General features: G+C 44.4%; 22 protein-coding genes. 19 read left to right on the top strand and 3 right to left on the bottom strand.

The features are described from left to right. The first annotated feature begins 6 nt into the window (after positions 1 to 6). Positions 7 to 447, top strand: coding sequence for a MarR family winged helix-turn-helix transcriptional regulator (locus HFM85_RS09350; protein ID WP_119239260.1), 441 nt, complete (start codon positions 7 to 9; stop codon positions 445 to 447). Between the two features lie 72 nt (positions 448 to 519). Here HFM85_RS09350 and HFM85_RS09345 read toward each other — a convergent pair whose 3' ends face one another. Beyond that, positions 520 to 798, bottom strand: a complete 279-nt coding sequence (locus HFM85_RS09345; RefSeq protein ID WP_119239261.1) for a type II toxin-antitoxin system HicB family antitoxin — start codon at positions 796 to 798, stop codon at positions 520 to 522. 385 nt (positions 799 to 1,183) lie between these two features. Between HFM85_RS09345 and HFM85_RS09340 the strand changes: the two genes are divergently transcribed. The 5 genes from HFM85_RS09340 (at position 1,184) to HFM85_RS09320 (ending at position 6,755) form a co-directional block, all read left to right on the top strand. Continuing rightward, entirely contained in the window at positions 1,184 to 1,627 is a 444-nt protein-coding gene (locus HFM85_RS09340; protein WP_173737953.1) for an HD domain-containing protein, read from the top strand. 299 nt (positions 1,628 to 1,926) lie between these two features. After that, on the top strand, positions 1,927 to 2,748 hold the full coding sequence (locus HFM85_RS09335) for an AraC family transcriptional regulator (RefSeq protein ID WP_119239263.1): 822 nt from the start codon (positions 1,927 to 1,929) through the stop codon (positions 2,746 to 2,748). Continuing rightward, complete coding sequence (locus HFM85_RS09330) at positions 2,745 to 3,551, top strand: DNA-3-methyladenine glycosylase family protein (protein ID WP_119239264.1); 807 nt, start codon at positions 2,745 to 2,747, stop codon at positions 3,549 to 3,551. The genes HFM85_RS09335 and HFM85_RS09330 overlap by 4 nt, the downstream gene beginning before the upstream one ends. Before the next feature lie 324 nt (positions 3,552 to 3,875). Beyond that, positions 3,876 to 4,817 carry an alpha/beta hydrolase gene (locus tag HFM85_RS09325; RefSeq protein WP_119239307.1) on the top strand — a complete coding sequence of 314 codons (942 nt, stop codon included), beginning with the start codon at positions 3,876 to 3,878 and terminating at the stop codon, positions 4,815 to 4,817. A 126-nt stretch (positions 4,818 to 4,943) separates the two neighbouring features. After that, a complete protein-coding gene (locus HFM85_RS09320; protein ID WP_173737952.1) occupies positions 4,944 to 6,755 on the top strand; it encodes a DUF6320 domain-containing protein in 1,812 nt (603 codons plus the stop codon). Here the strand turns inward: HFM85_RS09320 and HFM85_RS09315 are convergent. Beyond that, positions 6,752 to 7,285 carry a DUF3877 family protein gene (locus HFM85_RS09315; RefSeq protein ID WP_173737951.1) on the bottom strand — a complete coding sequence of 178 codons (534 nt, stop codon included), beginning with the start codon at positions 7,283 to 7,285 and terminating at the stop codon, positions 6,752 to 6,754. The genes HFM85_RS09320 and HFM85_RS09315 overlap by 4 nt on opposite strands. Positions 7,286 to 7,352: 67 nt before the next feature. Continuing rightward, positions 7,353 to 7,988: an endonuclease III domain-containing protein gene (locus HFM85_RS09310; protein WP_173737950.1), complete on the bottom strand. Its 636-nt coding sequence runs from the start codon at positions 7,986 to 7,988 to the stop codon at positions 7,353 to 7,355. A gap of 482 nt (positions 7,989 to 8,470) precedes the next feature. Here HFM85_RS09310 and HFM85_RS09305 point away from each other — a divergent pair, with 482 nt between their 5' ends. The 13 genes from HFM85_RS09305 to HFM85_RS09245 all read left to right on the top strand — a co-directional run bounded on the left by HFM85_RS09305 (position 8,471) and on the right by HFM85_RS09245 (position 25,225). Further along, on the top strand, positions 8,471 to 10,912 hold the full coding sequence (locus tag HFM85_RS09305; protein ID WP_173737949.1) for a methyltransferase domain-containing protein: 2,442 nt from the start codon (positions 8,471 to 8,473) through the stop codon (positions 10,910 to 10,912). 4 nt (positions 10,913 to 10,916) lie between these two features. Then, positions 10,917 to 11,816 (top strand): LysR family transcriptional regulator, encoded by a 900-nt coding sequence (locus HFM85_RS09300; RefSeq protein WP_173737948.1) that lies wholly within the window; start codon positions 10,917 to 10,919, stop codon positions 11,814 to 11,816. Positions 11,817 to 12,272: 456 nt separating this feature from the next. Then, positions 12,273 to 13,265 carry an ABC transporter permease gene (locus HFM85_RS09295; protein WP_173737947.1) on the top strand — a complete coding sequence of 331 codons (993 nt, stop codon included), beginning with the start codon at positions 12,273 to 12,275 and terminating at the stop codon, positions 13,263 to 13,265. After that, complete coding sequence (locus HFM85_RS09290; protein WP_173737946.1) at positions 13,259 to 14,176, top strand: ABC transporter permease; 918 nt, start codon at positions 13,259 to 13,261, stop codon at positions 14,174 to 14,176. Before HFM85_RS09295 ends, HFM85_RS09290 begins: the two co-directional genes overlap by 7 nt. Positions 14,177 to 14,282: 106 nt before the next feature. Further along, a complete protein-coding gene (locus HFM85_RS09285) occupies positions 14,283 to 15,869 on the top strand; it encodes an ABC transporter substrate-binding protein (RefSeq protein ID WP_173737945.1) in 1,587 nt (528 codons plus the stop codon). Between the two features lie 25 nt (positions 15,870 to 15,894). Next, positions 15,895 to 17,904 (top strand): dipeptide ABC transporter ATP-binding protein, encoded by a 2,010-nt coding sequence (locus tag HFM85_RS09280; protein ID WP_243873849.1) that lies wholly within the window; start codon positions 15,895 to 15,897, stop codon positions 17,902 to 17,904. A gap of 119 nt (positions 17,905 to 18,023) precedes the next feature. Next, on the top strand, positions 18,024 to 18,968 hold the full coding sequence (gene nikB, locus HFM85_RS09275) for a nickel ABC transporter permease (protein ID WP_173737943.1): 945 nt from the start codon (positions 18,024 to 18,026) through the stop codon (positions 18,966 to 18,968). Next, the gene (nikC, locus tag HFM85_RS09270) at positions 18,965 to 19,831 is read left to right on the top strand and encodes a nickel transporter permease (protein ID WP_173737942.1); all 867 of its coding nucleotides are present in this window, start codon (positions 18,965 to 18,967) and stop codon (positions 19,829 to 19,831) included. Before nikB ends, nikC begins: the two co-directional genes overlap by 4 nt. Positions 19,832 to 19,864: 33 nt before the next feature. Further along, complete coding sequence (locus HFM85_RS09265; RefSeq protein WP_173737941.1) at positions 19,865 to 21,427, top strand: ABC transporter substrate-binding protein; 1,563 nt, start codon at positions 19,865 to 19,867, stop codon at positions 21,425 to 21,427. A gap of 17 nt (positions 21,428 to 21,444) precedes the next feature. Beyond that, positions 21,445 to 22,251 carry an ABC transporter ATP-binding protein gene (locus HFM85_RS09260; protein WP_173737940.1) on the top strand — a complete coding sequence of 269 codons (807 nt, stop codon included), beginning with the start codon at positions 21,445 to 21,447 and terminating at the stop codon, positions 22,249 to 22,251. Between the two features lie 21 nt (positions 22,252 to 22,272). Next, positions 22,273 to 23,031 carry an ABC transporter ATP-binding protein gene (locus HFM85_RS09255; protein WP_173737939.1) on the top strand — a complete coding sequence of 253 codons (759 nt, stop codon included), beginning with the start codon at positions 22,273 to 22,275 and terminating at the stop codon, positions 23,029 to 23,031. 335 nt (positions 23,032 to 23,366) lie between these two features. Next, complete coding sequence (locus HFM85_RS09250) at positions 23,367 to 23,861, top strand: GNAT family N-acetyltransferase (protein ID WP_173737938.1); 495 nt, start codon at positions 23,367 to 23,369, stop codon at positions 23,859 to 23,861. A 77-nt stretch (positions 23,862 to 23,938) separates the two neighbouring features. Then, positions 23,939 to 25,225, top strand: a complete 1,287-nt coding sequence (locus tag HFM85_RS09245; protein ID WP_243251416.1) for an MBL fold metallo-hydrolase — start codon at positions 23,939 to 23,941, stop codon at positions 25,223 to 25,225. The last annotated feature ends 68 nt before the right edge of the window (positions 25,226 to 25,293 follow it).

Here is a 25,293-nt window from a genome sequence, read left to right as displayed (position 1 = left end):
ACAGGAGTGGATAATCGGGAAGTTATCAATGATGTGCTGGTGCATCTGTTCAATGAGATCCTTCGTCTGGAGGAAGAAGCCATCATCACAGATAAATATAAAGATATCTCCAATAATGATATGCACATTATTGAGGCAGTTGGCCTGGGTGGAGGCAATATGTCTTCTATCGCAGCCAAGCTGAACATTACAGTGGGATCGCTTACAACCTCTATGAACAGTCTTGTGAAGAAAGGCTATGTGAAAAGGGAGCGAAGCGAGAAGGACCGCCGTGTTGTATTTATCCAGCTTACCAACAAGGGACGTATGGCATACCACCATCATGCGGAATTTCACAGACAGATGACAGAAGCTGTGCTGGCAGAACTGAATGAGGATGAGACAGAAGTACTTGTAAAAGCACTGGACGGACTGCGTAAGTTTTTCAGGCAGTATCATGAACAATAAAGAAATCAAAATAAAAGCATCAGAATCGGTAACGAAAGACAGCTGCCGGTTCTGATGCTTTTTGCCTGTTTATTATTCGTCCCATCCATCCTGGAAACGGATGTTAACAGAGATATTGCGGACAACATCGCCCTCTTTCAGATCCAGATCGCTCTCCTCGGAAACAGGAGGAAGCTTGCCCTCGAATTCCATCAGTTCTGTGTAGATCCAGTCATAGGCAGCTGCGTTGGCGTTCTCAATGGCATCGTCCAGAGTATCGCCTTTCGCTTCGCAGCAGGCAAGATCCGGAAAAAAAGCGTTGTATTTTTTGTCTTCTGTGGGACGGAAAACTGCAGGATATATAAATTTCATTGGTGTGGTTCCTTTCTGATTTAAAATGCTGTAGATTCAGGGCATTGCCATAAAATAAGGTTTTGCCCAATTGTGATAAGTATATACCAATTTTAAAATTAGGGCAAGAGAATGAACAGATTGATACACTATAACTATTCAGAAGATTATCAACAGAGTACAGAGGATTCAGGTACAGACAAATTTGAGAATAATGATAGGCTAAACTATAATCAGAAAATTGTCAGATATAAGAAAAAAAGATAGACATATAAGAGTTCTTGTCCTTGTATGGAGGATGATCAGATGCTATACTGTGTTATGTAGAGCATAAAACAGGTTACTGTGACCGAAGCAGGCAGTGACCGGAACGGCGGTTTGACAGAACCGGACGGGAGGAACGTTTATGATTTATACAGCTTTGACGAAAAAAGCTATGAAGGTGGCATACGAGGCACATCATGGACAGACAGATCGAAGCGGAACACCTTATATTTTTCATCCATTTTATGTAGCGGAGCAGATGGATGATGAGATCAGTGTGTGTGCAGCACTTCTTCACGATGTTGTGGAAGATACAGAGATTACATTTGAAGATCTGGAAAAAAATTTTCCGGAAGAAGTTGTAGAGGCACTTCGTTTTCTGACAAGAGATAAGAGTATGAATTATTTTGATTATATCCGCAATCTTCGAAAGAATCCAATTGCAAAAAAAGTGAAGCAGGCTGATCTGCTCCACAATTCTGATGTAACACGTCTTACTGACTGCGAAAATATTTCTGCCCGACAGATTTCTCGTTTGCATGGAAGATATAAACGGGCTCTGGAAATCCTTCAGGAAACTTTCTGAGTTTATTTTAGCATAAGTCATATGTTGACTTTTATTCAGTTATTTTTCATGCGTATGGATCACGCAAAAATATCCGTGACTTCAGATATTATTGTGGATCTTCTTAGCGGAAGTTGTATGGGTATCTTGCATAAATAGCCATGTAGCACTCCATTGCGTATTTGATAAAGTCTTTGATTTTTCTCATTTTGTTTTCCTCCTCTTTTCTTTAACTTACAAATGTATTATAATAGACCATCGGAAATATTACGTGCCAAAAACACAAAAAAAGTAGTCAAATCTTGCAGGAGAGAAAATACATGTTTCCAGTATACGAAGAAAAAAAGAAGAATCTCCATGTTCATTTAAGGACATCTGCACATGCTTCTCCTCATCTGCATAATTCCATAGAGTTCATTTATATTACAGAAGGAACTTTGGAACTGGGAATGGGACAGGAGCTTTTTCATATGGAAGAAGGGGACTTCGCGGTGATCTTTCCGGATGTGATCCATCATTATCAGGTTTTTTCACAGGGGGAGAATAAGGCGGTTTATCTCTGGGCAAAGCCTGCTCTGGCTGGACAGTTTGCAGATGTTATCCAGAGCAGCTGTCCGCAGAACCCTGTTATAAAAAAAGAGAATGTTCATCGTGATATCGTGAATGCGGTGAGCTGTCTCAGGGTCAGCCGGAAAGAACCGGACAGCAGCCTTGTGATAGAACAGGCTTACGTGCAGATTCTTCTGGCAAGGAGTATTCCCTGCTTTCGCCTGATGGAGAAAAGCAGCGTGGAGAGTAACGATATCATCTATCAGACCGTGTCCTACATAGCCAGACATTTCCGTAATGAAGTTTCCCTGGAAAAGATGGCAAGGGATCTTGGAATCAGCAAGTTTACGCTGTCCAGAGTTTTTTCGGGAACTTTTCACAGGAATTTCAACCAGTTTCTTAATGAACAGCGTCTGAATTATGTGACAGTCCATCTGGAATGTACGGATGATAGTATCACAGATATCTGTATGAACGCAGGATTTGAGAGCCAGAGGACTTTTAACCGGGTATTTCGTGAGCGGTACCGTATGACTCCGCGGGAATACCGGAATTTATACAGAGAGAAATATTTACGAGAGGAACTAACATGATCACAGTAGAGCTGGAACATTTCAGCCTTGATAAGATATGCGATTCCGGGCAGTGCTTCCGGATGAAGAAACTTGGAGACGGACATTTTTCCATGGTGGCAGGAGACCAGTATCTGGAAATGCACCAGAAGAATGGAATTGTGGATTTTTACTGTTCCCAGGAAGAATTTATCTGTTACTGGGTGAGATATTTTGACCTGGATACAGACTATGAGGTGTATATGAATGCTGCTAATCCCAGGGATAAATATCTTAATGCAGCAATAGAAGCGGGGGATGGAATCCGCATTTTAAGGCAGGATCTATGGGAAATGATCGTTACATTTCTGATCTCCCAGCAGAATAATATCAAACGTATCCGCAAATGTATTGAGACGATCTGCCGGATGTATGGAGAACGAAAATTTTCGACGGAAGGCGTGGAATATTATACATTTCCTGCAGTGGAAGCCTTAAGTCAGGTAACGGAGGCAGATTTACGTGCGTGTGGACTTGGATATCGGGCAAAATATATTGCAGTGACTGCAAGAACTATTGCATCCGGCGAGATTTCGCTGGAAAGAATCTATGATATGAGCTACCACAGAGCCAAAAAGGAGCTGCTGAAACTTTGCGGTGTAGGGGAAAAAGTTGCAGAGTGTATCTGTCTTTTTGCACTGCATCATATGGATGCTTTTCCGGTGGATACTCACATCCGGCAGGTGATGGATGTACATTATAAAAGAGGCTTTCCAAACCGCAGATACAAAGGAATGAGGGGAATCATGCAGCAGTATATTTTTTACTATGACTTGTACTCATAACCTGCGGATGCTATCATAGTTCATGACAAAAGAAAATTTCCCGGAGGTGAGAAAGCGATCAGAATACATTTACTGAGATTAAGACGACCACATATAAAAAAGAAAGAAAACAGCTATTACATCCGTGGCTACAAAGGAACAGAGGTGATCATCCGCACAGATCACGAAATATTGAAGCGTATCACATACGAGCGTACCTGCGTGAAATATGTCCGGATCATGGCGAAGTATGATACAGAAACGAAATATATTTACACAAGAAAAGGAAAGAAGAGAAGCCGTTTTATTGTGATACCAGGCGTTCCGGTGAAGAGTGAGAATACCATGCCACGTGCAGTACGAACTGTTCTGCATGCACTTTCCTACGGTGGAATCGAGGTGGATGCCTCCAGGAAACTGGCAGATATAAAGAAGATGGATCCAATGAGGATCTTTTACAAAACATTGGATGCGGAGGTTTATAATGGAGATTATAAGGTTCCCGTCCGGCTGTTCTTTCCAAATGAAGAGGCCATGGAAAATGGCGCGGCCTCCGGCAAAAAACCTCCGGTCATTCTGTTTTTCCATGGCGGTGGCTGGGTGACAGAAAGCGTGGAAAATTATGAGCGTGTATGTGCCAGAATGGCACAGTCTACCGGACAGATCGTGGCATCTGTGGAGTACAGGCTTGCACCGGAGTATCGGTTTCCTGTGGGACTGATGGACTGTTATGCAGCTGCGAAGGTTTTTTATACCAACCGTTTTCTGCTGAATACAGATCCGGATCGTATTACGATCATGGGAGACAGCGCAGGAGGAAATCTGGCAGCAGCTGTGTGTATGATGGCCAGAGATCGGGGAGAATTTTTTCCTAAAAAACAGATTCTCATTTATCCGGCACTGAACAACTGTTATACAGAAGAATCACCATTCGAGTCTGTAAGGACAAACGGAACAGGGTATCTTCTCACTGCCGAGAAGATGGAGGACTATCTGAAGCTTTATGAGAGCAGTCCGAAGGATCGGCAGAATCCGTATTTTGCACCGATCCTGGCGAAAGATTTCCGAAATATGCCGGATACATTGATTCTGACAGCTGAGTTTGATCCTCTCCGTGATGAGGGGGAGGCTTTTGGCAAAAAGCTGAAGGCAGCGGGAAACCGTGTGGAAGTACACAGGATCGCAGGTGCGTTTCATGGGTATTTTGCACTGGGAATTAAATTCCTGCATGTGCAGGAGAGTTTTGAATATATGAACCGTTTTCTGGAAAAAGAAGAACAGGAGTAAGCATTTAACTGAATCAGGGTAGTTCAGGCAAGGTTACGAAAAACAATAAACGGACAGGAAATGGAAGAAAAGAGCACAGTCCCGGATAATGGATAGTAGATGCTTGACAGGAAGAAGGAGAGTAACATGAAAAACGAGTACGGACAGTGGAGAAAACTGGATAATGCAGCACTGGCGTTCCCTGCTGTGACAGGAAAGAATGATACAAGAGTATTTCGTTTTTACTGTGAACTGAAAGAAGAAATAAAAGAAGAAACTTTGCAGGCGGCACTGGACCGGACAATGGAAAAATATCCTCTTTTCCGTGCTGTCCTCCGTAAGGGACTGTTCTGGTTCTATCTGGAGCGGCGTGATATTCCGGCAGTGGTGAAAGCAGAGACAGGTGCACCCTGTAGCGGCCTTTATATCCCGGACAAAAAAACGCTTCTTTTCCGAGTGAGCTATTATAAGAACAGGATCAATTTCGAGGTATTCCATGCCCTCACTGATGGAACAGGAGCTATGCATTTCCTGATGGAGCTTGTGAAGAATTATATTCAGGAAGCACATCCCGGGAAAAATCTCCCGGAGCTTTTTCCGGATGAGAATGTTACAGGTAAGGATATGGAAGAGGACAGCTTTTCCCAGTATTATTCTTCCGATGCACCGAGGAAACGGGAGTCCAAGAAGCCGGCATTTCAGCTGAAAGGCGAGAAGCTGCTGCAGGAGGATATGAGTATCACGGAAGTCTGTATTCCGGTAAAAGAGATCCATTCCCGGGCAAAAGCGGCAGGCGTGTCCATCACTGTTTTTCTCACTGCAGCTCTTATATGGGCAATCCATGAGGAGGTACCGCAGAATCAGCTGAAAAAACCAATCGGTCTGATGATCCCTGTGAATTTAAGAAACTATTTTCCATCCCAGTCTATGGCGAATTTCTTCGGATGGATCGAGATCAGCTGTTATTTTCAGCCGGAGACTACATTTAAAGATATTCTGGAATCTGTGAAGGAGCAGTTTAAAAAAGAACTGAGCAGGGATGTGATCGCTGCGAAGCTAAATGACCTGGTCAGCCTGGAGAAGAATCCGGTGCTGCGGCTTGTGCCGCTGGAGATCAAGACTCCGTTTCTTTTGGCTGGTACAACTCTTGGAGGAAGGTCAATTACAGCTATCTATTCCAATGTGGGAATTATCAGGATGCCGGAGGAATACAGGGAGTATATTCAGAGATTCGGACTTTTTGCAAGCACAGACAGCCTGCAGCTTTGTTCCTGCTCTTTTGGAGATGAGATGGTATTAAGCTTTACATCGAAAATACCAAATGGAAATATCGAGCGGAATTTTGTGGAGAAGCTGAAAGAGGAGCAGGTGTCCTGTGAGATCCGGGAGAATGATTTTCCGGGACAAAAAGAGGAGAGGAAGCAGCCTGCAAAGATTTTTGAGAGTTTTACATTTCTCTGTATTGTGCTGGCTGTGGTGTGTAATCTGATTGATTTTCTGGCTAACGGACATATGGGCTGGGCCTGGTTTGTAACGGCAGGGGCGTTTTGCACCTGGCTGATGGTTTCGGTTGCCTATGTGAAGCGGCGGAATCTTCTGAAGAATGAGATGTGGCAGCTGGTGATCGTAACTGTGGCTGGAGTTTTGTGGGATGTTCTTACAGGCTGGAGAGGATGGTCTGTGGATTATCTTCTGCCCCTTGGTGCACTGGCTGTGATCTGTTCCATGTGGGTGATCACTGCAGTTCAGAAGCTGGAGGCTGCGGAATATATGATCTATCTTATGGAAGCGGGAGCTTTCGGAGGGGGGATTCCGGTGATTCTGCTGGCAGCAGGAGTGGTGACAGTCCTGTATCCGTCACTGATCTGTGTGTGTGTCAGCTTTCTGATGCTGGTGTGGCTGTTTCTGTTTAAGAGAAAAGATACAGTCCGGGAGATTCAGAAGAAGTTTCGGGTTTAAAACCCGAAATCTTCATAATCCTCCGGTGTGAACTTGTGATAGATCATATGCTCGCCTTCCAGGGACAGACAATACCGGTAATCATCCGGGATGCCGTCTTCGAAGTATACGAGATAATCAAATCCTGTGCCGGTAGTTTTCTCTAAATGAACATGCCGGGAATAAGCGTGGAATACATCCATCACTTCATCCAGAGTACAGCCGTGGTGTGCAACTGTATTGATGAAGCGCACCAGGAATTCACTTGGTTTTTGGTTTTCATGCACATAATCAGAAGCCTGGGGAGGCAGGGTGATACAGAAACGTTCATTTTTGGAAGAGGCTTTCACTTTTCCGAGACGTTCCTCTGCATAAGCAGAAAATTCTTCCAGTGCATGTATCATTTCTTCTTCTGTAAGTTCTGTTCCAAGAAGTCGGTTCAGAGACTGCAGCGGATAATAGAAGCGTGTTACGCCGCTCATATATCCGATCTTAACCTGTTGTTCCTGGATCATGTCCAGAAGATTATTTTCCAGTTTTTTGAAATTCATAATGTTGTCCTTTCCGGAGTTTGAATATACGCTTTATAGTACTTTGCATATCTGCAGGTATTGTATATCAGACTCCATTTTTTTCACAGATATCGCTGAGACAGCAGCGGTCGCAGTAAGGCTTTGTCCGTGCTGTACAGACATCTCTTCCGTGGTTTACAAGCCGGTGGCAGAGGTCATTGCCTTCCTTTGGCGGAATGATCTTCCAGAGTTCCATTTCCACTTTTTTCGGGTCCTTCAGGTCATGAACAAGACCGATGCGGTTGGAAAGGCGGATACAGTGGGTATCTGTTACAATGGCTGGTTTGCCGAATACATCACCCATGATAAGGTTGGCACTTTTGCGGCCAACTCCCGGGAGTTTTAAGAGGGCGTTGAAGTCTTCCGGAACCTTGCCGTGATACTGCTCATGGAGAATACGCATGCACGCACTGATATCTCTGGCCTTGCTTTTTCCAAGTCCGCAGGGACGTACGATCGCTTCAATATCTTCCGGTTTGGCAGCCGCAAGAGCCTCCACATCCGGGTATTTTGCATAGAGGTCCTGGACGACTACATTGACCCGGGCATCTGTACATTGAGCTGCCAGACGGACGCTTACCAGAAGCTTCCAGGCATCATCATAATCCAGGGTACAGTCTGCGTCAGGATATTCTTTTTTTAAACGGCTGATGACTTCAAGAGCCAGTTCCTGTTTAGTCATTTGTATGATCAATCCTTTCGATAGAATGATAAGTTCTGTAAGGGAATGTTTGAATGTAAAATTGTGCAGCAAATGCGGATCGCGATATCTGCCGGATTCGTCTGTCTGCTACAGCTAGTATGGCTCACGCTAATTAGCGACCTGCTTCATTTGCATAAATTCCCATCTACTGCGTTGTCGTCAATCGCCGTAGCCACCGCTACGCCTCATTCCTTCGCCTTGTAGATGAAAATTTATCCAGCATGAATCAGATTGTTAATTAGCGTGAGTCATACTAGGATGATACCACAGTAATCAGAGAATTACAAGGTTGCTGCCTGTATAGAGAATACACAGCTTCCAGTCAGTTAATCCCCCCCAGGGGCTTGTTAAAACACTGACAATTTGCTACATTAAACATAACCTGTGGGGGTATGGGAAGAGTTAGGAAAACCTTACCGGAACAGGCTCTCATATCATAAAGAAAGCGCGGAGGAATCAACGTGGAAAAACTTCTCGATGAAATCGAATCATACTGGAATACCCGCACAGAAGGGTATTCCAAAGTTAATCATAAAGAGCTTGCAGGAACACAGAAAAATGCCTGGCTGAAGCTTCTGACCAGTTATTTTCCAGACAAGCCAAAGGAGGAGATCCGGATTCTGGATATTGGAACAGGCCCCGGATTTTTCCCTGTGATCCTGGCAGAAGCAGGATATAAGGTAGATGCTGTGGACTATACGGAAGGCATGCTGGAAAAAGCAAAGGAGAATGCGGGAGAGCTTTGCAAAAATATTCATTTTCAGCGTATGGATGCACAGAAACTGGAGTTTGCAGACAACACTTTTGATATTGTAATTTCCAGAAACCTTACCTGGAATCTGGAACATCCGGACATTGCCTACAGTGAGTGGGTCCGGGTGCTGAAAGCAGGAGGAAGACTTCTGAATTTTGATGCCAACTGGTATGGCTACCTCTACGAAGAAGAGCAGAGAAAAGCATACGAAAATGACCGTAAAAATGTGGAAAGCAACAGCCTGGATGATCATTATCTCTGTACAGATATTGAACGTATGGAGCGGATTGCCCTGCAGGTTCCTCTTTCAAAAATCCACAGACCTCAGTGGGATGTAAAGACACTTCGAAATACAGGACTTATGGGAATCCATACAGATACAGAAATCTGGAAAACAGTCTGGAGCGAGGAGGAGAGACTGAACTACCAGTCCACTCCGATGTTCATGGTAACAGGTGTAAAGCCGGATCACTTCCTGAATCTTCCGGTAGCAGACGGCGAAAAAACAGAAGGCTTTCTCGAAATCGGAGACGGAGAATTTAAACTTCCTGCAACCATCATCCGTGGAAAAAATCCGGGAAAAACAGTTCTTGTCACAGCCGGTCTCCACGCCGGAGAATATGTGGGGATCCAGACCCTGATCGAGCTTTCAAAGAAGCTGAAGCCTGAGAATGTGAACGGACAGCTGGTTTTTGTAAAAGTACTGAACAGGGAAGATTTTGAAAAGCGCGCGGGCAGCATCAGCTGGGAGGATGGAAAAAACCTGAACCGTGTTTTCCCTGGAAAAAAAGACGGCACACGTATGGAACGTCTGGCAGCTGCTGTCACAGAATCGCTGATTCAAAAATCAGATTATTACATTGATCTTCACGGTGGTGATGATTACGAGGAACTGACGCCTTATGTATATTTTGCAGGCGTGGCAAAGCCGGAGGTTGCAGAAGCTTCCCGGAAAATGGCAGAACAGGTTGATGTCCCATATATGGTACAGTCAAATGTGAGCACAGGTGGTGCATATAATTATGCTGCCAGCACCCTGGATATCCCGGCAGTTCTTCTTGAACGCGGCTGCATGGGAACCTGGCAGAGGGAGGAAGTAGATTCCATGCGCAGGGATGTGCGGAACATTCTTTGCAGCATCGGAGCATATAATGGAATCCGTTCCCACAGTACTTATTACCCGCTGAAAATGGACGATGTCCGCTACCAGTGTGCAAGTGTCAACGGCCTCTGGTATCCGCTGAAAAACCCGGGAGATATCATTCATCAGGATGAGATCCTTGGCGAGATCCGGGATTATGAAGGCAATGTTCAGGAAATCTGCCGTGCTGATATGGATGGCGTGATCCTTTACCAGGTATCCAGTCTTCAGGTTGTGGAAGGCGGCCCTGTGATCACCTACGGAAATATTGTGCGCGAAAAAGATGAGCGAAAAACAAGGATCGCCCAGTACTGGACAAAACGAAGTGACAGTTTCCTGGAACAGAGAAGAGCTGAGCTTCACAGTGAACTTGCAGGCAGATGGCTTATCGAGCTTAAGAAACACCTGCCTGAGAAAAAGAATCTTAAGATCCTGGATGTGGGATGCGGAACAGGATTTTTTACCATTCTTCTTGCAAAAGAGGGTCACGATGTAACCGGTATCGACCTGACACCGGATATGATTGCCCATGCAAAAGAGCTTGCGGAGGAAGAGAACACGGTCTGCCGGTTTGCAGTGATGGATGCTGAGAATCCGGATTTTCCGGATGAGGAATTTGACGTGATCGTATCCCGAAATCTGACCTGGACGCTGCCGGATGCAGAGCATGCTTACCAGGAGTGGTTCCGTGTGCTGAAACCAGGCGGAGTGATGATCAATCTGGATGCCAACTACGGTGCAGCAGATTTTGCAGATACTGCGGATCTTCCGGAAAACCATGCACATCATCAGATCCAGGATGATCTGATGCAGGAGTGTGAAGACATCAAACGCCAGCTTCCCATCAGCTCGTTCCTTCGCCCTGCCTGGGATCTGGAAACTCTGGGACGCATGGGAGTCGAGGAGTTTTCTTTTGACCTGGGAATCAGTAAACGTATTTATATAGAAAAAGATGAGTTTTACAATCCTACCCCGATGTTCCTGATTTTTGCGAAGAAACAGGGGTAGAAATATGCTGAATATCAAACAGATTCAGTATTTTGCAGCCTGTGCCAAAACAGGTTCTTTCAGCCAGGCTGCAGAGATACTTTTTACCACCCAGTCCAATGTAAGCAAGGTGATCCGCTCCATGGAGGATGACATGCGGACTCAGCTGTTTGTCCGCCATGCAAAAGGTATCGAGCTGACTCCGGAGGGAGAGCGTGCATATGGTCATGTGCAGAAGATCCTGGAAAATATGAATGAATTGGAAATGCAGCAGCAGCCTCTTGCAAAAAGCAGTCTGAGTGTATGCTTTCATCCCAGTTCCTGGTTTGCGGATACTTTTGTAGAATATTATGAAACACACAAAAAGGACGATCTCCATTATCAGGTTTATGCAGCAGATACACATGAGATCGTAAGAAGAGTGAAATCGCGCCAGGATGATATGGGCTTCGCTTATGTGATGCAGAACCAGCTGGCAGCCTTTCAGTATTTTCTGTTACGGAATTATCTGGAATTTGAACCACTGACTGAGACGGAGGTAAATATATATACCGGGGAAAAAAATTCAGTGTCAGAGGTGGGAGAGTTTAAGATGTCCCAGCTGAGACTGATACAGAGATTCCCGGATGAATTTTCATCGGATAATTATCGGAATCTTGTGGGGGAAAACGGACATTCCGCAGTGGAAGCAGAGATGGTAGTGGTGACCAACAGTGACTATATCGTAGAACGTCTTCTGGGTTCCGGCGAGCTGTGCAATATAAGTGGAGCGGATCTTTCAGGTCGTGATCCCGGGTATTCCAGAGTGAAGTATACATTTCCGGGAGAAGGCCAGAGACTTGTTTATGGATGTATCAGAAGACGAGGTGAGACACTTAGTGACCAGGGAAAAGATTTCCTGGAATTTGTAAAGGGAAGATTTTAAACGTTATAAGCTGCAATAAAAATAAAGAAAAGACCAGCCGGGATTTTTCTGTGCAGAATAAGATTCTGCTGCAGGAAGATGCCGGCTGTTTTGTGTTTAACGGTATGGAATAAGAAAATTGGAATGCACATCTATGCCAAACCCGACTGACCCAATATCCCCATACCGGGGTTGTTCAAATATCATTAGATGATAAAATAATATCAACAGCACAATCCGCGTGCTGCATATTAAACACTGTAATGCACACAACCTCCGCGCACTCCTGTTTGTGCATGCAAATGTTTTGTCGAATAATAACACGACCCTTTCAAAAGCAGTTATGGTTTTTGATACCATAACTGCTTTTGAAATATGAACGCAAATCGCAAAGCGATTGCGTTCATGAGCATGCAGCAGAATGGAATGCGAATATCTGTCTCGCATGTAAGTAATGGGACGTGGGAAAGGGAAATTATGAACAAAGAAAATAAGATAGGTGCCCGGATCCTGAAACGGATCATTTTGTTTGCAGTAGTTATGTTTCTGCTGTCTGTCGTGGTTTTCTGGATGGCAAGACTTGCGCCGGGAGATCCTCTGCAGTCCTTTTACGGGGATTCTCTTGAGATGATGACCAGTGAAGAGATAGCTGCTGCCAGGACAAGGCTGGGACTTGATCAGGGAATCGCAGTACAATATGTAAAATGGCTCACCAATGCAGTTCATGGAGAGTTCGGACTGTCCTTGAAGTACAGGCAGCCGGTCATGAATGTGATAAAACCGCTGATCGGGAATACTCTGGTATTGGGGGGAGTCGCCTATGTAGTGATCTTTACGCTGGCAATCCTGATCGCAATATTCTGTACTCTTCATGAAGATCAGTGGATCGACCGTCTGATCTGTAAGATAGGAACAGTAGCCTTTTATGTGCCGGCTTTCTGGCTGGGGGTGGTACTGATACTGATCTTCAGCATAAATCTGGGATGGTTTCCGAGCAGTGGCGCTTATGATGTCGGAATGGCAGACAGCATTGGCAATCGTATCAGACATATGGTACTTCCGCTTGTGGTTATGATCTTAAGTCATCTGTGGTATTACGCATATATGATACGAAACAAATTTCTGGATGAGGTGCGGAAAGATTACGTATTGCTTGCCAGGGCCAAAGGGCTTTCCAAAAGAAAAATTCTGTGGAAACACTGTCTCAGAAATGTAATGCCTACCATTGTAAGTATTATGGCGGTTTCAGTCCCTCACGTAACCGGTGGAACAGTGACGGTCGAGGCAGTATTCAATTATGCAGGTATTGGAAATCTGGCAGTGGAATCTGCCAAATATCATGACTATAATCTTCTGATGGTAGATGTGCTGATCACGGGCTTTATCGTATTTTTAAGCAGTTTTATTGCACAGACTGTTAATGAGGAGATTGATCCGAGAATGAAGGATTCAGAGGTGAGAGTATGGTAGATAACAGTATGATTTCCGAAGAAGAGCTTTTCCAGGTGGTAGGTCCTGGGTGGAAAACGTATGAAGTTCAAAAAAGAAAGAAAACATTCAGGGAAAAGCTGAAGGGAAAACCGGTTTTCTCCATGATTCTGCTGCTGATAGTTGTGTTGGGATGTGTATTTGCGAATCTTGTAGCAAATCATGATCCTTCAGGATTTTATCTCCGGAATCTGAATACACCGCCTGGAAGGGAATTTATTTTTGGAACGGATTCTCTTGGAAGAGATATCTACTCCCTGATCTGGTATGGAGGAAGAGTATCTCTGGTGATCGGAATTTCAGGAGCAGCGATCATTACTGTGATCGGTGTTACCTACGGATGCATCAGCGGAACGGCAGGACCAAAGGTTGATTCGGTTCTGATGCGATTTACGGAAATGTGTGGAAGCATTCCGACACTTCTTATGATACTGATCTTATCTGCTGTTTTTCAGGCAGATGATGTGATCAGCATTTCCGTTATCATTGGTATTACCGGATGGTTTGCACTGGCCCGTATCGTAAGAAGTGAAGTGCGGCAGATACGGAACAGCGATTATGTGATGTATGCAAGACTCTGCGGAGGAGGCTTTGGATATGTGATGTATTATCATCTGATACCGAATTTTGTTTCAGCGATCATGTTTGTGGTGATCTCATCTGTCAGCAGCTGTATCACTATGGAATCTACTTTAAGCTTTCTGGGACTGGGACTTCCGGCAGATGTAGTTTCCTGGGGAAGCATGCTTTCCCTGGCTAATAAAGCACTGATCATGAATACCTGGTGGGTGATCGTGATACCGGGAGTTTTTCTGGTGGTTACTCTGATGTGTATTACCAATGTGGGAAGCTTTGTAAGAAGCGAAGTGAATAATAAATACAGCAATCTCTGATGGAAAATGATATGTGGAATGGTGCCGGTATCTGACAGGATATGGATAAAGCCAGACGAAGTGTGGATAACCGGTTCGAAAATAAGGAAAGATGAGGAAAACAAAAATGAAAAAGAGAACAAGGAACAGTTACGGAAAGAAATGTGCAGCAGTAACGCTTGCGGCAGTGACAGCAGTATGTACAGGAGCTGTAACAGGGGGAACAGTAACTGCATTTGCAGCAGAAGAAAACAAAACACTGGTTTATGCAGGAGAGTCGGAAAGTACGATCAATCCGCTTCTGAACAATCATGATGAGCTTCCGGATCTTATTTTTTCCGGTCTGATGAAATATGATGCAAATGGAAAACCTGTAGAGGATCTTGCAGAGAGCTATACCTTTGATAAAGATACCAATACTTATACTTTTAAACTTCGTGATGGTGTGAAGTGGCATGACGGAGAAGCTTTTAATGCTGAAGATGTTGTATATACTTACAAAGAGCTTACAGAGGATGAAACTCTGGGTGCAAGCATTACCAGCAATTATCAGGATATCACAGATATCGAGGCACCGGATGATAAGACCGTAGTATTCACCCTTGACCAGTATGATGCGGCAATGCTGGATTATTTTACCATGGGAATCCTTCCGGAGCATCTTCTTGAAGGTGAAGATATAAATACAACATCTTTTAACCAGAATCCGGTAGGAACAGGACGTTATAAATTCGAAGACTGGGATGCCACAGGTGGAATGATCACATTGAAACGAAATGAAGACTACTATGGAAAAGTTCCGAATATTGAAACAGTAGTATACCGTACCGTATCTGATGAGACTACCAAGGCAACTATGCTCCAGTCCGGAGAAGCTGATCTTGCATGGCTGAATTCCAACTATGCTTCCCAGTTTAAGGACAAGGACGGATATAATTACTGGGAGTTCACAACAGCAGATTACCGTGGAGCTGCCATGGATATGAGCACGGATTTCTGGAAAGAAAACGGAGATTCCATTGGCGTTCTGAACTATGCACTGGATAAAGATTCCATTATCGCAGGTGTTCTGGCAGGTCAGGGAGAGCCGGCGTACAGCCCGATCCAGAGAAATCCTCTTGGAACTGACAAAGAAGCAAATATTTATTCCTATGATCTGGATACTTTTGCAAAGAAGATGGAAGAGCTTGGCTGGAAAAAAGGTGATGATGGCATCTATGAGAGAAACGGGCAGAAATTCCATTTCACTATTCAGGTCCGTGACTATGAAGAGGAGCGTGTGGATATTGCCAATGTTATGTCAGATATGCTGAAACAGGCTGGCGTGGAGATGGAAGTAAAACTGGTGACAAAATTTGACTGGGATGCAGGATATAATGGATTCCTTGCAGGCTATTCAACACAGTTTGATCCGGATATGGCATATGTAAATTTTGTGACAGATGCAAGTGGAAACAATATGCATTATTCCAATGCAGATGTCGACAAATATCTTGAAGAAGGACGTCACGGTGAAACAGAGGAAGCACGAAAAAAATCCTACGGTGAGTTTGAAAAGGCTTATGCGCAGGCACCTGGAATTCTTCTGGTAGCTTATCTTCAGGGTGATTATGTAGGTGTTTCCGGAATTTCCGGACTGGATACCACACGTGTTCTCGGACATCATTCCGTAGGCGTTATGTGGAATATTGAAGACTGGACTATTACAAAATAAGGGAAAAAATATGCAGGAAACCGTTTTGGAATTAAAAAACTATTCGGTAAGCTTTGACACACCGGACGGCGAGGTACAGGCCGTCCAGAATGTGGATCTTTCTGTGAAAAAAGGAGAGATTCTTTGTATCGTAGGTGAATCCGGATGCGGAAAAACAGTGATGTGCCGCAGTGTGATGAAACTGCTGCCGCCAAATGCCAGGGTGAAAAATGGAGAAATCCGGCTGTGCGGAGAAAACATTACAGATTATAAAAGAAAAAAGATGGAGAAGCTGTGCGGAAGCAAGGTAAGTATGGTGTTTCAGGATCCTATGCTGACTCTGAATCCTACGATCCCTGTCGGAAAACAGATCACAGAAGCGATCATCAAAAATCAGAAGGTATCCAGAGGTGATGCTGAAAAGAAAGCGATAGAAATGCTGAAGCTGGTAGGCATTTCAGATGCAGAGCAGCGATACGGACTTCAACCTCATTTTTTTTCAGGCGGAATGAGACAGAGATGTGTTCTTGCTATTGCGCTGGCATGTAATCCACAGATTTTGTTTGCGGATGAAGCTACCACAGCTCTGGATGTAACTGTGGAAGCCAAAATCCTGGATCTGCTTCTGGAAATTCGGGAAAAAACAGGAGTCAGCATCGTATTTGTATCACATGATCTGGGAGCTGTTGCAAGGATCGCAGACAGGGTTGCCGTAATGTATGCAGGAAAGATCGTTGAGATCGGAACAGCAGAAGAAGTTTATTATGATCCAAGACATCCGTATACATGGGGACTTCTTTCTTCCCTTCCATTTTTTACAAATGAAAAAGGTGTGTTGAATCCTATTCCGGGAATGCCGCCATCACTTCTGAATCCCCCACAGGGGGATGCTTTTGCTGTCCGGAATTCTCAGGCACTTGCCATTGATTATGAAAAAGAGCCGCCGATGTTTAAGGTCAGTGAAACTCATTATGCTGCGACATGGCTGTTGGATGAAAGAGCTCCGAAAGTAGAAAAACCTTCATTTCTGAAAAAAAGGCAGCAGGAGCCTTGCGCCTGTAGTCAGGATAACCGGACATGGGAAAAAGCAACGCCTGATTTAAAAAGAAAAGATTATGCGCAGAAGGAAATACTGATAGAAGCTAAAAATCTGAAACAATACTTCCGGGTTCGTTCAGATTATACTATACGGGCAGTAGATGATGTTTCTTTTGAAATCCGGGAAGGCGAGATCATGGCACTGGTTGGCGAGACCGGATGCGGAAAATCCACAACAGCCAGAACCCTGGCTGGAATTTATCACCCCACAGGTGGAGAACTCTTTTACAGGGGAGAGAAGCTTTCGGATAAAAAAAGTCCTTTCGGACTGAGGCGAACAGGTGACAACGATATCAGAAAACGGATGCAGGGAGAAATCCAGATGATTTTTCAGGATTCTGGTGCGGCTTTAAATCCAAGAATGAACATCCGGCAGATCATGCTGGAACCGATAAAGATCAGCCGAAGGATCAGGGATCGGGAGCTTCTGGAAAATAAGCTTCAGGAAATTCTGAAAGAAACCGGACTGGATGAAAGCATCCTTTCCAAAAGACCCGGAGAGCTTTCCGGAGGCCAGAGACAGAGAGTGGCGATCGGAAGAAGCCTTCTTATGGAGCCACGCCTTATTATTGCAGACGAACCAATTGCCTCTCTGGATATTTCCATTCAGGCGCAGATCGTTATGCTGTTTAAAAAGCTTCAGAAAGAAAAGAAGTTTTCATTTCTGTTTATCGCCCATGATCTGTCGATGGTGCGGTTTTTGAGTGATACAGTTGGTGTAATGAAAAACGGGAAATTGGTTGAGATGGCACCAACGGAGGAGCTTTTTGGAAATCCGTGTCATCCATATACAAGATCTTTGCTTTCGGCAATACATGTTCCGGATCCGGTGTCAGAGCGTGGACATGCACTGATCGAATACAATGAGATACAGAGTCAGGAAGAAAACTGGCTGGAAATATCACCGGGACACAGAGTACGAGGTGAAGTATACAATGGAGCAGAATGTTATTCATAAAAGGAATACATATACATGACAGAATGGAATATGCGGAATCCCCCCACGGGGGTTGTGACAGAGCAGGAGGTTTGTTAAACTTTTATTATCTGAACATTTAAAATGCGGAAAGGAAGAAAATGAGAAGATATATTTTTAAAAGACTTCTGCAGTTGATCCCGGTCCTGATCGGGATCACATTTCTGTCATTTGCCATGATGAGGCTGGCCGGTGGAGATGCAGTGACGTATATGTATGAAAATGCAGGCTCTTCAGTATCGCAGGAAATTATTGATAAGACAAAGGCGGAATATGGTCTTGATAAGCCGTTTCCTGTTCAATATGCAAACTGGTTTGCAGGGATGGTCACAGGTGATATGGGAGAGAGTTATGTTTCCCACAGAGATGTTTACGAAACTTTCACTTCAAAGCTTCCTGCAACGATCATGCTGACATTGTCATCTATCATTCTAACTGTTCTTCTTGCGGTTCCCCTTGGAATTTTATCTGCGGTGAAACATAATAAATGGATCGATTATGTGATCCGGTTCTTAAGCTTTGTGGGAAATTCCATGCCGAATTTTTTTGCGGCAATGGTTCTGATGTATTTTTTATCTGTTAAACTGGGAATTTTACCGGTAGTAACGAATTCTGATCTTGGGCAGAGCATCATTCTTCCTACACTGACGCTGGCTGTTTCTATGGCTGCCAAGTATACAAGGCAGGTACGTGCCACGGTTTTGGAAGAGCTGAACAAGCCGTATGTGATGGGGGCGAAGGCTCGGGGAATCAGAGGAAGCGTGATCATATGGAAAAGTGTTATGAAAGCATCAATGCTGACGATCATCACTCTTCTGGCCTTATCCATCGGAAATCTTCTGGGAGGAACAGCCATTGTAGAGAATATTTTTATGTGGGACGGAGTTGGAAAGCTGGCTGTAGATGCCATCAATATGCGAGATTATCCCATTATACAGGCTTATGTGGCATGGATGGCGGTTATCTATGTACTGGTAAATCTTGTGACAGATATCGTTTACCACTATCTTGATCCGAGAGTAAGGCTTGGAGGTGACAGAGCATGAGTGGAGAAAAAAAGATAACTGTCCGGAAACAGAAGATCAGGAAAAATCATACCAGGGCCAAACTGATATTTTTTCTGATACTGACTGCAGTACTTTTGCTGATCGCAGCGTTTGCAAAATATCTTTGCCCTTATGATCCTTATGCGCAGGATCTGACACTGGCACAGAAGGCACCATGCCCGGAGCATCTTCTGGGAACAGACCGTTATGGCAGAGATATGCTGTCAAGAGTGATTACAGGAAGTACTGTGAGTATTTACGGAACACTGATCCTGGTAGCTGTGATCACGGTTGTGGGAACTGTGATCGGAATTTTATGTGGCTGGAGAGGCGGAAAAACAGAGGCAGTCCTTATGCGTATTTCAGATCTTTTTCTTGCATTCCCGGGACTTGTTTTTGCACTGGCAGTAGCTGCTGTGCTGGGAGGAGGAATCCAGAATGCGATCATCGCCCTGGCTGTGATCAGCTGGCCGAAATTTGCAAGGCTTGCCAGAGGACTTACCCTGACACAGAAAGCTTCTCCGTATCTGATGGCAGCGAAGCTTTCCGGCAGCAGTACAGGAAAACTTCTGATAAAACATATTTTACCCAATATTGCAGGACCGATTCTTGTGACAGCAGTTCTTGATATCGGAACCATGATGATGGAGCTTGCAGGACTTTCCTTCCTGGGACTTGGAGTGAAGCCGCCAATGGCTGAGTGGGGAAGTATGATCAATGACGGAAGAAGTATGCTGCAGATCGCACCGTGGATGGTGCTGGCTCCGGGAGCCGCGATTTTTATTACAGTTATGATATTTAATCTGCTGGGCGATACAGTCCGGGATTATATGGATCCAAGAGAACGGAACAGAGGAAAATGACATCAGAGTAAAAGAAAGCGAGAGAGAAAAAATATGAAGAAAAAAATAATGGCAGCGACACTTGCGGCAATGCTGGTTATGGGCATGACAGGAGTGTCTGTAAATGCGAAAAGTGAAAATAAGGATAAAACAGAAGGGACAACTTTTGTTTACGGAACAACCGGATACAGTGAGGAGATGGGAGATGCAGGTTTGAACCCACATGATAATTATTCCGGCTGGAGCTGCCTGCGTTATGGTGTAGGTGAGACCTTGTTTAAATATAATGACAACATGGAGATCGAGCCGTGGCTTGCTACAGATTATGAATTTACAGATGATAATACTGTGAAAATTACGCTTCGTGATGGCGTGAAATTTTCCAGTGGCAGAGATATGGACGGAGAAGCAGTTAAAGAATGTCTGGATGATCTGATCGCGAATCACGACCGGGCACCGTCAGATATGAAGATTGACAAGATCGAGGCAGACGGAATGACGGTGACGATCCATACAACAGAAGCATGTCCTGCGATCATCAATTATCTTGGAGATCCATATGGGGCTATCATAGATATGGATTATGGTGTGCAGGGAGAAGGCGGTTCCGCCAATGTTGCAGGTACAGGACCTTTTATTGCAACAGAGGTTTCCCCTACAGAAATTAAGCTGGTGAAGAATGAAAACTACTGGGGCGGAGAGGTAAAGACTGATAATGTGATCGTGAAATCTTTTTCTGACGGAAGTGCACTGACAGCAGCTCTGCAGACAGGAGATATCCAGGGAACTTACGGACTTCAGTATGACAATTATGCCTTATTTGACGGAAATCCTGATTATCAGATCAGTTCTGTTGCAACAAGCCGCTGCTTTTTCGGTCAGTTTAATATGGAATCTGAACTGATGCAGGATAAGAATGTAAGGGAAGCCATAGAGATGGGAATCGATAAAGACGGCTTCTGTAACGTGATCATGGAGAATCGCGGCGTTCCGGCAGTGGGAGCTTTTCCGAGCAGCTTTTCTTATGGAAATGATGCAGTGAAAGCACCGTCCTATGATCCGGAAGAGGCAAAAAAACTTCTTGAGGAATCCGGATGGAAGGATACAGATGGTGATGGATATGCAGATAAGGATGGAAAAAAACTCTCTGTTACATGGCTGACTTATCCGACACGTCTGGAACAGCCGAAGCTTGCTGAATATGCACAGTCTACTTTAAAGGATATTGGAATTGAGGTTAATGTAAATAATACGGCAGATCATGCAACCTATGCGAAGAATGGAGATTTTGACGTATATGTAAGTTCTCTTACAACTGCACCGACCGGTGATCCGGAGTACTTTTTCACAAGCACAGTTGTATCCGGGGCAGCAAAAAATTATGGCAAATACAGTAACTCAAGTCTGGATGATATCATAGCAAAAATGCATGAGACCTTTGACACAGATGAGAGAGCAAAGCTTGCCATCGAAGCACAGCAGACGATTCTTGATGATGATGCGTATTTCTTTGTTTCTCATCTGAATATGGGACTGGTATCAAAAGCAAATGTGTCAGGGCTGACTGCACATCCATGTGATTATTATGAGATCACGGCAGATCTGGAAGTGAAATAACAGCTGGGAGATTTTAAATGGAAGCATTGCTGAAACTTGATCATGTGACGATCTGTTATAATGGAGAAACTGTTGTTCAGGATATAAATCTGGAACTGAATAAAGGAGAGATCCTTGGGGTGGTAGGTGAATCCGGAAGTGGAAAAAGTACTATTATTAAGGCTGTTATGGGACTTCTGGGAAATGAAGGCATGGTTACGGAAGGTGATATCTGGTACATGGGAAGGAATGTAGTGGATATGCCGGAAAAAGAACTCCGAACACTCCTGGGACCGGAGATTGCCATGGTTTTTCAGGATTCCGGTGCTGCGCTTTGCCCGATCCGTACAGTTGGTGATCAGATTTACGAAAGTATGCGGGAACATGAAAAGATCAGCCGCAGGGAATGTGAAGAACGTACAATAGAAATGATGGAAAAGATCGGGCTGAAGGATGGCAGGCGTGTCCTGAAGAGTTATCCTTTTGAACTGTCCGGTGGTATGAACCAGCGTGTGGGAATCTGTATTTCCATGCTGCAGCATCCATCTCTCCTGCTTGCAGATGAGCCGACCAGTGCCCTTGATGTGATCGTGCAGAAACAGGTTGTTGAGGAAATGCTGCTTCTGCGTCGGGAATATCATACAGCCATGATTGTTGTCACGCATAACATCGGAGTAGTTGGAAAAATGGCAGATAAGGTTCTGGTGCTGAAGAACGGCAAAGTGATGGAATACGGAGATACCAGGCAGATACTGGACGATCCGCAGGATCCTTATACAAAAGAGCTTATGAATTCTGTGCCGCGTCTGAACAGAGGCAAGCTGGAGAGCATTTGTACAGGCTGAAACAAGGAATGGAGAGAAGAAGTGGCAGAATATATACTGGAAGTACGTCATTTAAAAAAGAATTTTATATCAGGGAAAAAATCCTTTACAGCTGTGGAAGATGTGAGCTTTTTTCTGAAACAGGGAGAATGTCTTGGAATCGTAGGTGAGTCCGGATCAGGAAAAAGTACGGTTGCAAAGATGATCACTCATCTGACGGAACTGACCGGTGGAGAGATTTTTCTTCTGGGAAAAAATATTACACAGGTAAAGGGAAAAGAACTGCGGGAAACGTACAGAGAAATTCAGATGGTATTCCAGACTCCGGGAGAATCCTTTGATCCAAGATGTACACTTGGGGATGGAATAGGGGAAAGTCTCCGGAATATGGGGATAAATAAGAAAGAAACTAGGAAACATGTGGAAAATCTTCTTATTAAATATGGACTGAGTGCAGATTATGCAGACCGGTATCCTCATCAGGTCAGTGGTGGAGAATGTCAGAGAGCAGCCATTGCAAGAGCCCTGGCTGTGGAGCCGAAAATTCTGATCTGTGATGAAGCCACCAGTGCTCTTGATGTGACTGTACAGAAACAGATTATGGAGCTTCTCATAAAGCTGAAAAAAGAAAAGAATCTGGCGTTTATTTTTATCTGCCACGACCTGGCTCTTGTTCAGATGTTCTGCGACCGGGTGATCGTGATGCACGACGGACATGTAGAGGAAGAAGGAACACCGGAGGAAATCATTGAGAGGCCGAAGACGGAGTATACGGAGAGGCTGATCGAGTCGGTGTTGTGAGACGTTGAAATTAATTTTCAGTGAGAAGTATATTGCTCTGCCTCAAAGCACATGCTATAATGCCAACAGGCAAAAGAAAGAATAAGTCTGGCAAAGACGAAAGAATGAAGCCCTCAGTAGTGTGAATACTGGGGGCTTTTCGATATCTGGCTATTTACCTCACCTTCTCTCGCTGCCGGGTTTCGGATGGACAACATTGTCAGTATATTACAGTTCACGACAAACTGGATTATAAAAAAAGCCTGAGGTTGAACGTTGACGCATTTTCATTCAGCCGATATAATTAAAGAAATATTGATTTTAAAAGATTGTATTAGTTTCAGGAGGAAATATACATGGCAGAGAATTTACAGATCAGACTGGCGCATCCAGAAGAAGCAGACAGGCTGGCCGAGATCGAGGCAATCTGTTTCCCGCCGGCGGAAGCAGCAAGCCATGAGGATGTAGTGAACCGTATGGGAGCATTCCCGGAGAATTTTGTGGTAGCAGTGAAAGATGATAAGATTGTAGGATTTATCAACGGAGGGACCACAGATAAACCGGTACTTCCGGATGAATTTTATCACGACATCACACTTCATAAGAAAGACGGAGAGATCCAGACTGTATTTGGACTGAACGTGATCCCGGAATACCGTCATCAGGGAATTGCCGGAGAACTTGTGGAATACTTCAAGGATCTTGCGAAAGAACGTGGAAAAAAAGCTCTTATCCTTACCTGCAAGGAGCATATGATCCCGTTTTATGAAAGCCACGGAATGAAGAAACTGGGAGTTGCAGATTCCTGCCATGGTGGAGCCACCTGGTACGATATGCAGATCTGGTTCTGAGAAATAATAAGATAACCTGAGAGAAAAAACTGCTGCCGGGAATGCAGCAGATAAACAGAAAACCAGAGGGAAAGTAAATGAGAATACGAATGTACAATGTAGGATTCGGAGACTGTTTCTGCATCCGCGACAGAAAAGGCAGCCTGCTTGTGGATTTCGGTGCAGTTAACAGTAAGATCGAGGGAAGACCGCGAAGGGAAGTTTTTGATGTGATCATCTCAGACCTTACCACCATCCGCAAAAAAAATCTCCTTCTCACACATTTTCATCCGGATCACGTATCCGGGCTTCTTTATATGATGCGGTACAGGAGAGATGCCTACGAATTTGAAAAAATTTATCTCCCGGATGTATTTTCTGATCCGGAAATGAAATATACACTGACACTGCTTCTCCTTGCAGATGTCACGAAAAAAGCCAGTCTGCCGGGAAGACGTGTCAGTCTTTTGGCCCTGGCAGAAGCACTTTGCGCCAGAAAAGTAAAGATCGATCTTCTGTCAAGAGGATCGGAGTTTGAAGGGAAATATACAGCCCTCTGGCCGGATGTGAAAATGGTGAACAGAGAAACTGAGGATGTATTTAACTCTCTGATCGAAGATAATGAAAAAGCCATGACTGAGCTTGTGAATATCGCAGAGGAAGTACGTCAGCTGTTTATGTCTATGACTGTGGATGAAAACGGGGCAGACAACCTGGGGGCAGAGAAAGAAGCTGTAGATGCAGCTGCGAATGGAACAGTTGGAGCTGAAACTGCAAGCACAGCAGGAACAGGAGTAAAATCAGCAGTTAAATCAGCTGAGCAGGAAGATATTGAGAATTCACAGAAAGAAACCCAGCGCCGTTTAAGACCAGAGAAATTAGAAAAGAAATTCCGCGAACTTCAGGTCACACCGGAATTTCAGACACTTCTGGAATGTGCAGAAAAACAGGGTCATCTTTTACGCCAGTTCCGCCACAAAATCAGCCTTGCATTCCAGAACACAAGTGACAGCGAACTGAACCTTCTGTTTACCGGAGATGTGCAGCCACAGTATATGAAGATGATCGTGGAAGATTACGATGGAAAGATCCCTCTCCACGAGCATTACTGGTGCATCAAGGTACCTCATCACGGAACAGAATCACACTTCTTTGATTTCAGCAGATTTTCCCCGGAAAATATGATGATCCCAAATGGAGCCTACTACGATAACAGCAAGAAAAAATCCAAGAATCAGCGTACATCCATGCAGTACGGCGGCCTGTTTTATATTAATGATGCACACATGTACTGTTCCAACTGTGACTGCTGCGACAGCTATGAAAATGGCTGCTCCTGTCGTGAATATGACGTAATTTCACCATCTTATTACAAAGACATCTAAGTTTAAAAAGTGCTCTTTCAGAGAAAAATAAATCTCTTAAAGATGATTTCCAACATTCAATTATCCAC

It is taken from the genome of Blautia schinkii, from assembly GCF_013304825.1.
Taxonomy (GTDB): Bacteria; Bacillota; Clostridia; order Lachnospirales; family Lachnospiraceae; genus Blautia_A; species Blautia_A schinkii_B.
This window is presented reverse-complemented; position numbering and strand designations above follow the sequence as displayed.

Bases quoted from the DNA above. Each gene is read 5' to 3' on its own strand.
- HFM85_RS09340 (WP_173737953.1), top strand. From the start codon at position 1,184: ATGATTTATACAGCTTTGACGAAAAAAGCTATGAAGGTGGCATACGAG.
- HFM85_RS09325 (WP_119239307.1), top strand. From the start codon at position 3,876: ATGCCACGTGCAGTACGAACTGTTCTGCATGCACTTTCCTACGGTGGA.
- HFM85_RS09245 (WP_243251416.1), top strand. From the start codon at position 23,939: ATGAGAATACGAATGTACAATGTAGGATTCGGAGACTGTTTCTGCATC.
- nikB (WP_173737943.1), top strand. From the start codon at position 18,024: ATGAGAAGATATATTTTTAAAAGACTTCTGCAGTTGATCCCGGTCCTG.
- HFM85_RS09330 (WP_119239264.1), top strand. From the start codon at position 2,745: ATGATCACAGTAGAGCTGGAACATTTCAGCCTTGATAAGATATGCGAT.
- HFM85_RS09290 (WP_173737946.1), top strand. From the start codon at position 13,259: ATGGTAGATAACAGTATGATTTCCGAAGAAGAGCTTTTCCAGGTGGTA.
- HFM85_RS09320 (WP_173737952.1), top strand. From the start codon at position 4,944: ATGAAAAACGAGTACGGACAGTGGAGAAAACTGGATAATGCAGCACTG.
- HFM85_RS09345 (WP_119239261.1), bottom strand. From the start codon at position 798: ATGAAATTTATATATCCTGCAGTTTTCCGTCCCACAGAAGACAAAAAA.
- HFM85_RS09265 (WP_173737941.1), top strand. From the start codon at position 19,865: ATGAAGAAAAAAATAATGGCAGCGACACTTGCGGCAATGCTGGTTATG.
- HFM85_RS09260 (WP_173737940.1), top strand. From the start codon at position 21,445: ATGGAAGCATTGCTGAAACTTGATCATGTGACGATCTGTTATAATGGA.
- HFM85_RS09300 (WP_173737948.1), top strand. From the start codon at position 10,917: ATGCTGAATATCAAACAGATTCAGTATTTTGCAGCCTGTGCCAAAACA.
- HFM85_RS09250 (WP_173737938.1), top strand. From the start codon at position 23,367: ATGGCAGAGAATTTACAGATCAGACTGGCGCATCCAGAAGAAGCAGAC.
- nikC (WP_173737942.1), top strand. From the start codon at position 18,965: ATGAGTGGAGAAAAAAAGATAACTGTCCGGAAACAGAAGATCAGGAAA.
- HFM85_RS09335 (WP_119239263.1), top strand. From the start codon at position 1,927: ATGTTTCCAGTATACGAAGAAAAAAAGAAGAATCTCCATGTTCATTTA.
- HFM85_RS09315 (WP_173737951.1), bottom strand. From the start codon at position 7,285: ATGAATTTCAAAAAACTGGAAAATAATCTTCTGGACATGATCCAGGAA.
- HFM85_RS09310 (WP_173737950.1), bottom strand. From the start codon at position 7,988: ATGACTAAACAGGAACTGGCTCTTGAAGTCATCAGCCGTTTAAAAAAA.
- HFM85_RS09295 (WP_173737947.1), top strand. From the start codon at position 12,273: ATGAACAAAGAAAATAAGATAGGTGCCCGGATCCTGAAACGGATCATT.
- HFM85_RS09285 (WP_173737945.1), top strand. From the start codon at position 14,283: ATGAAAAAGAGAACAAGGAACAGTTACGGAAAGAAATGTGCAGCAGTA.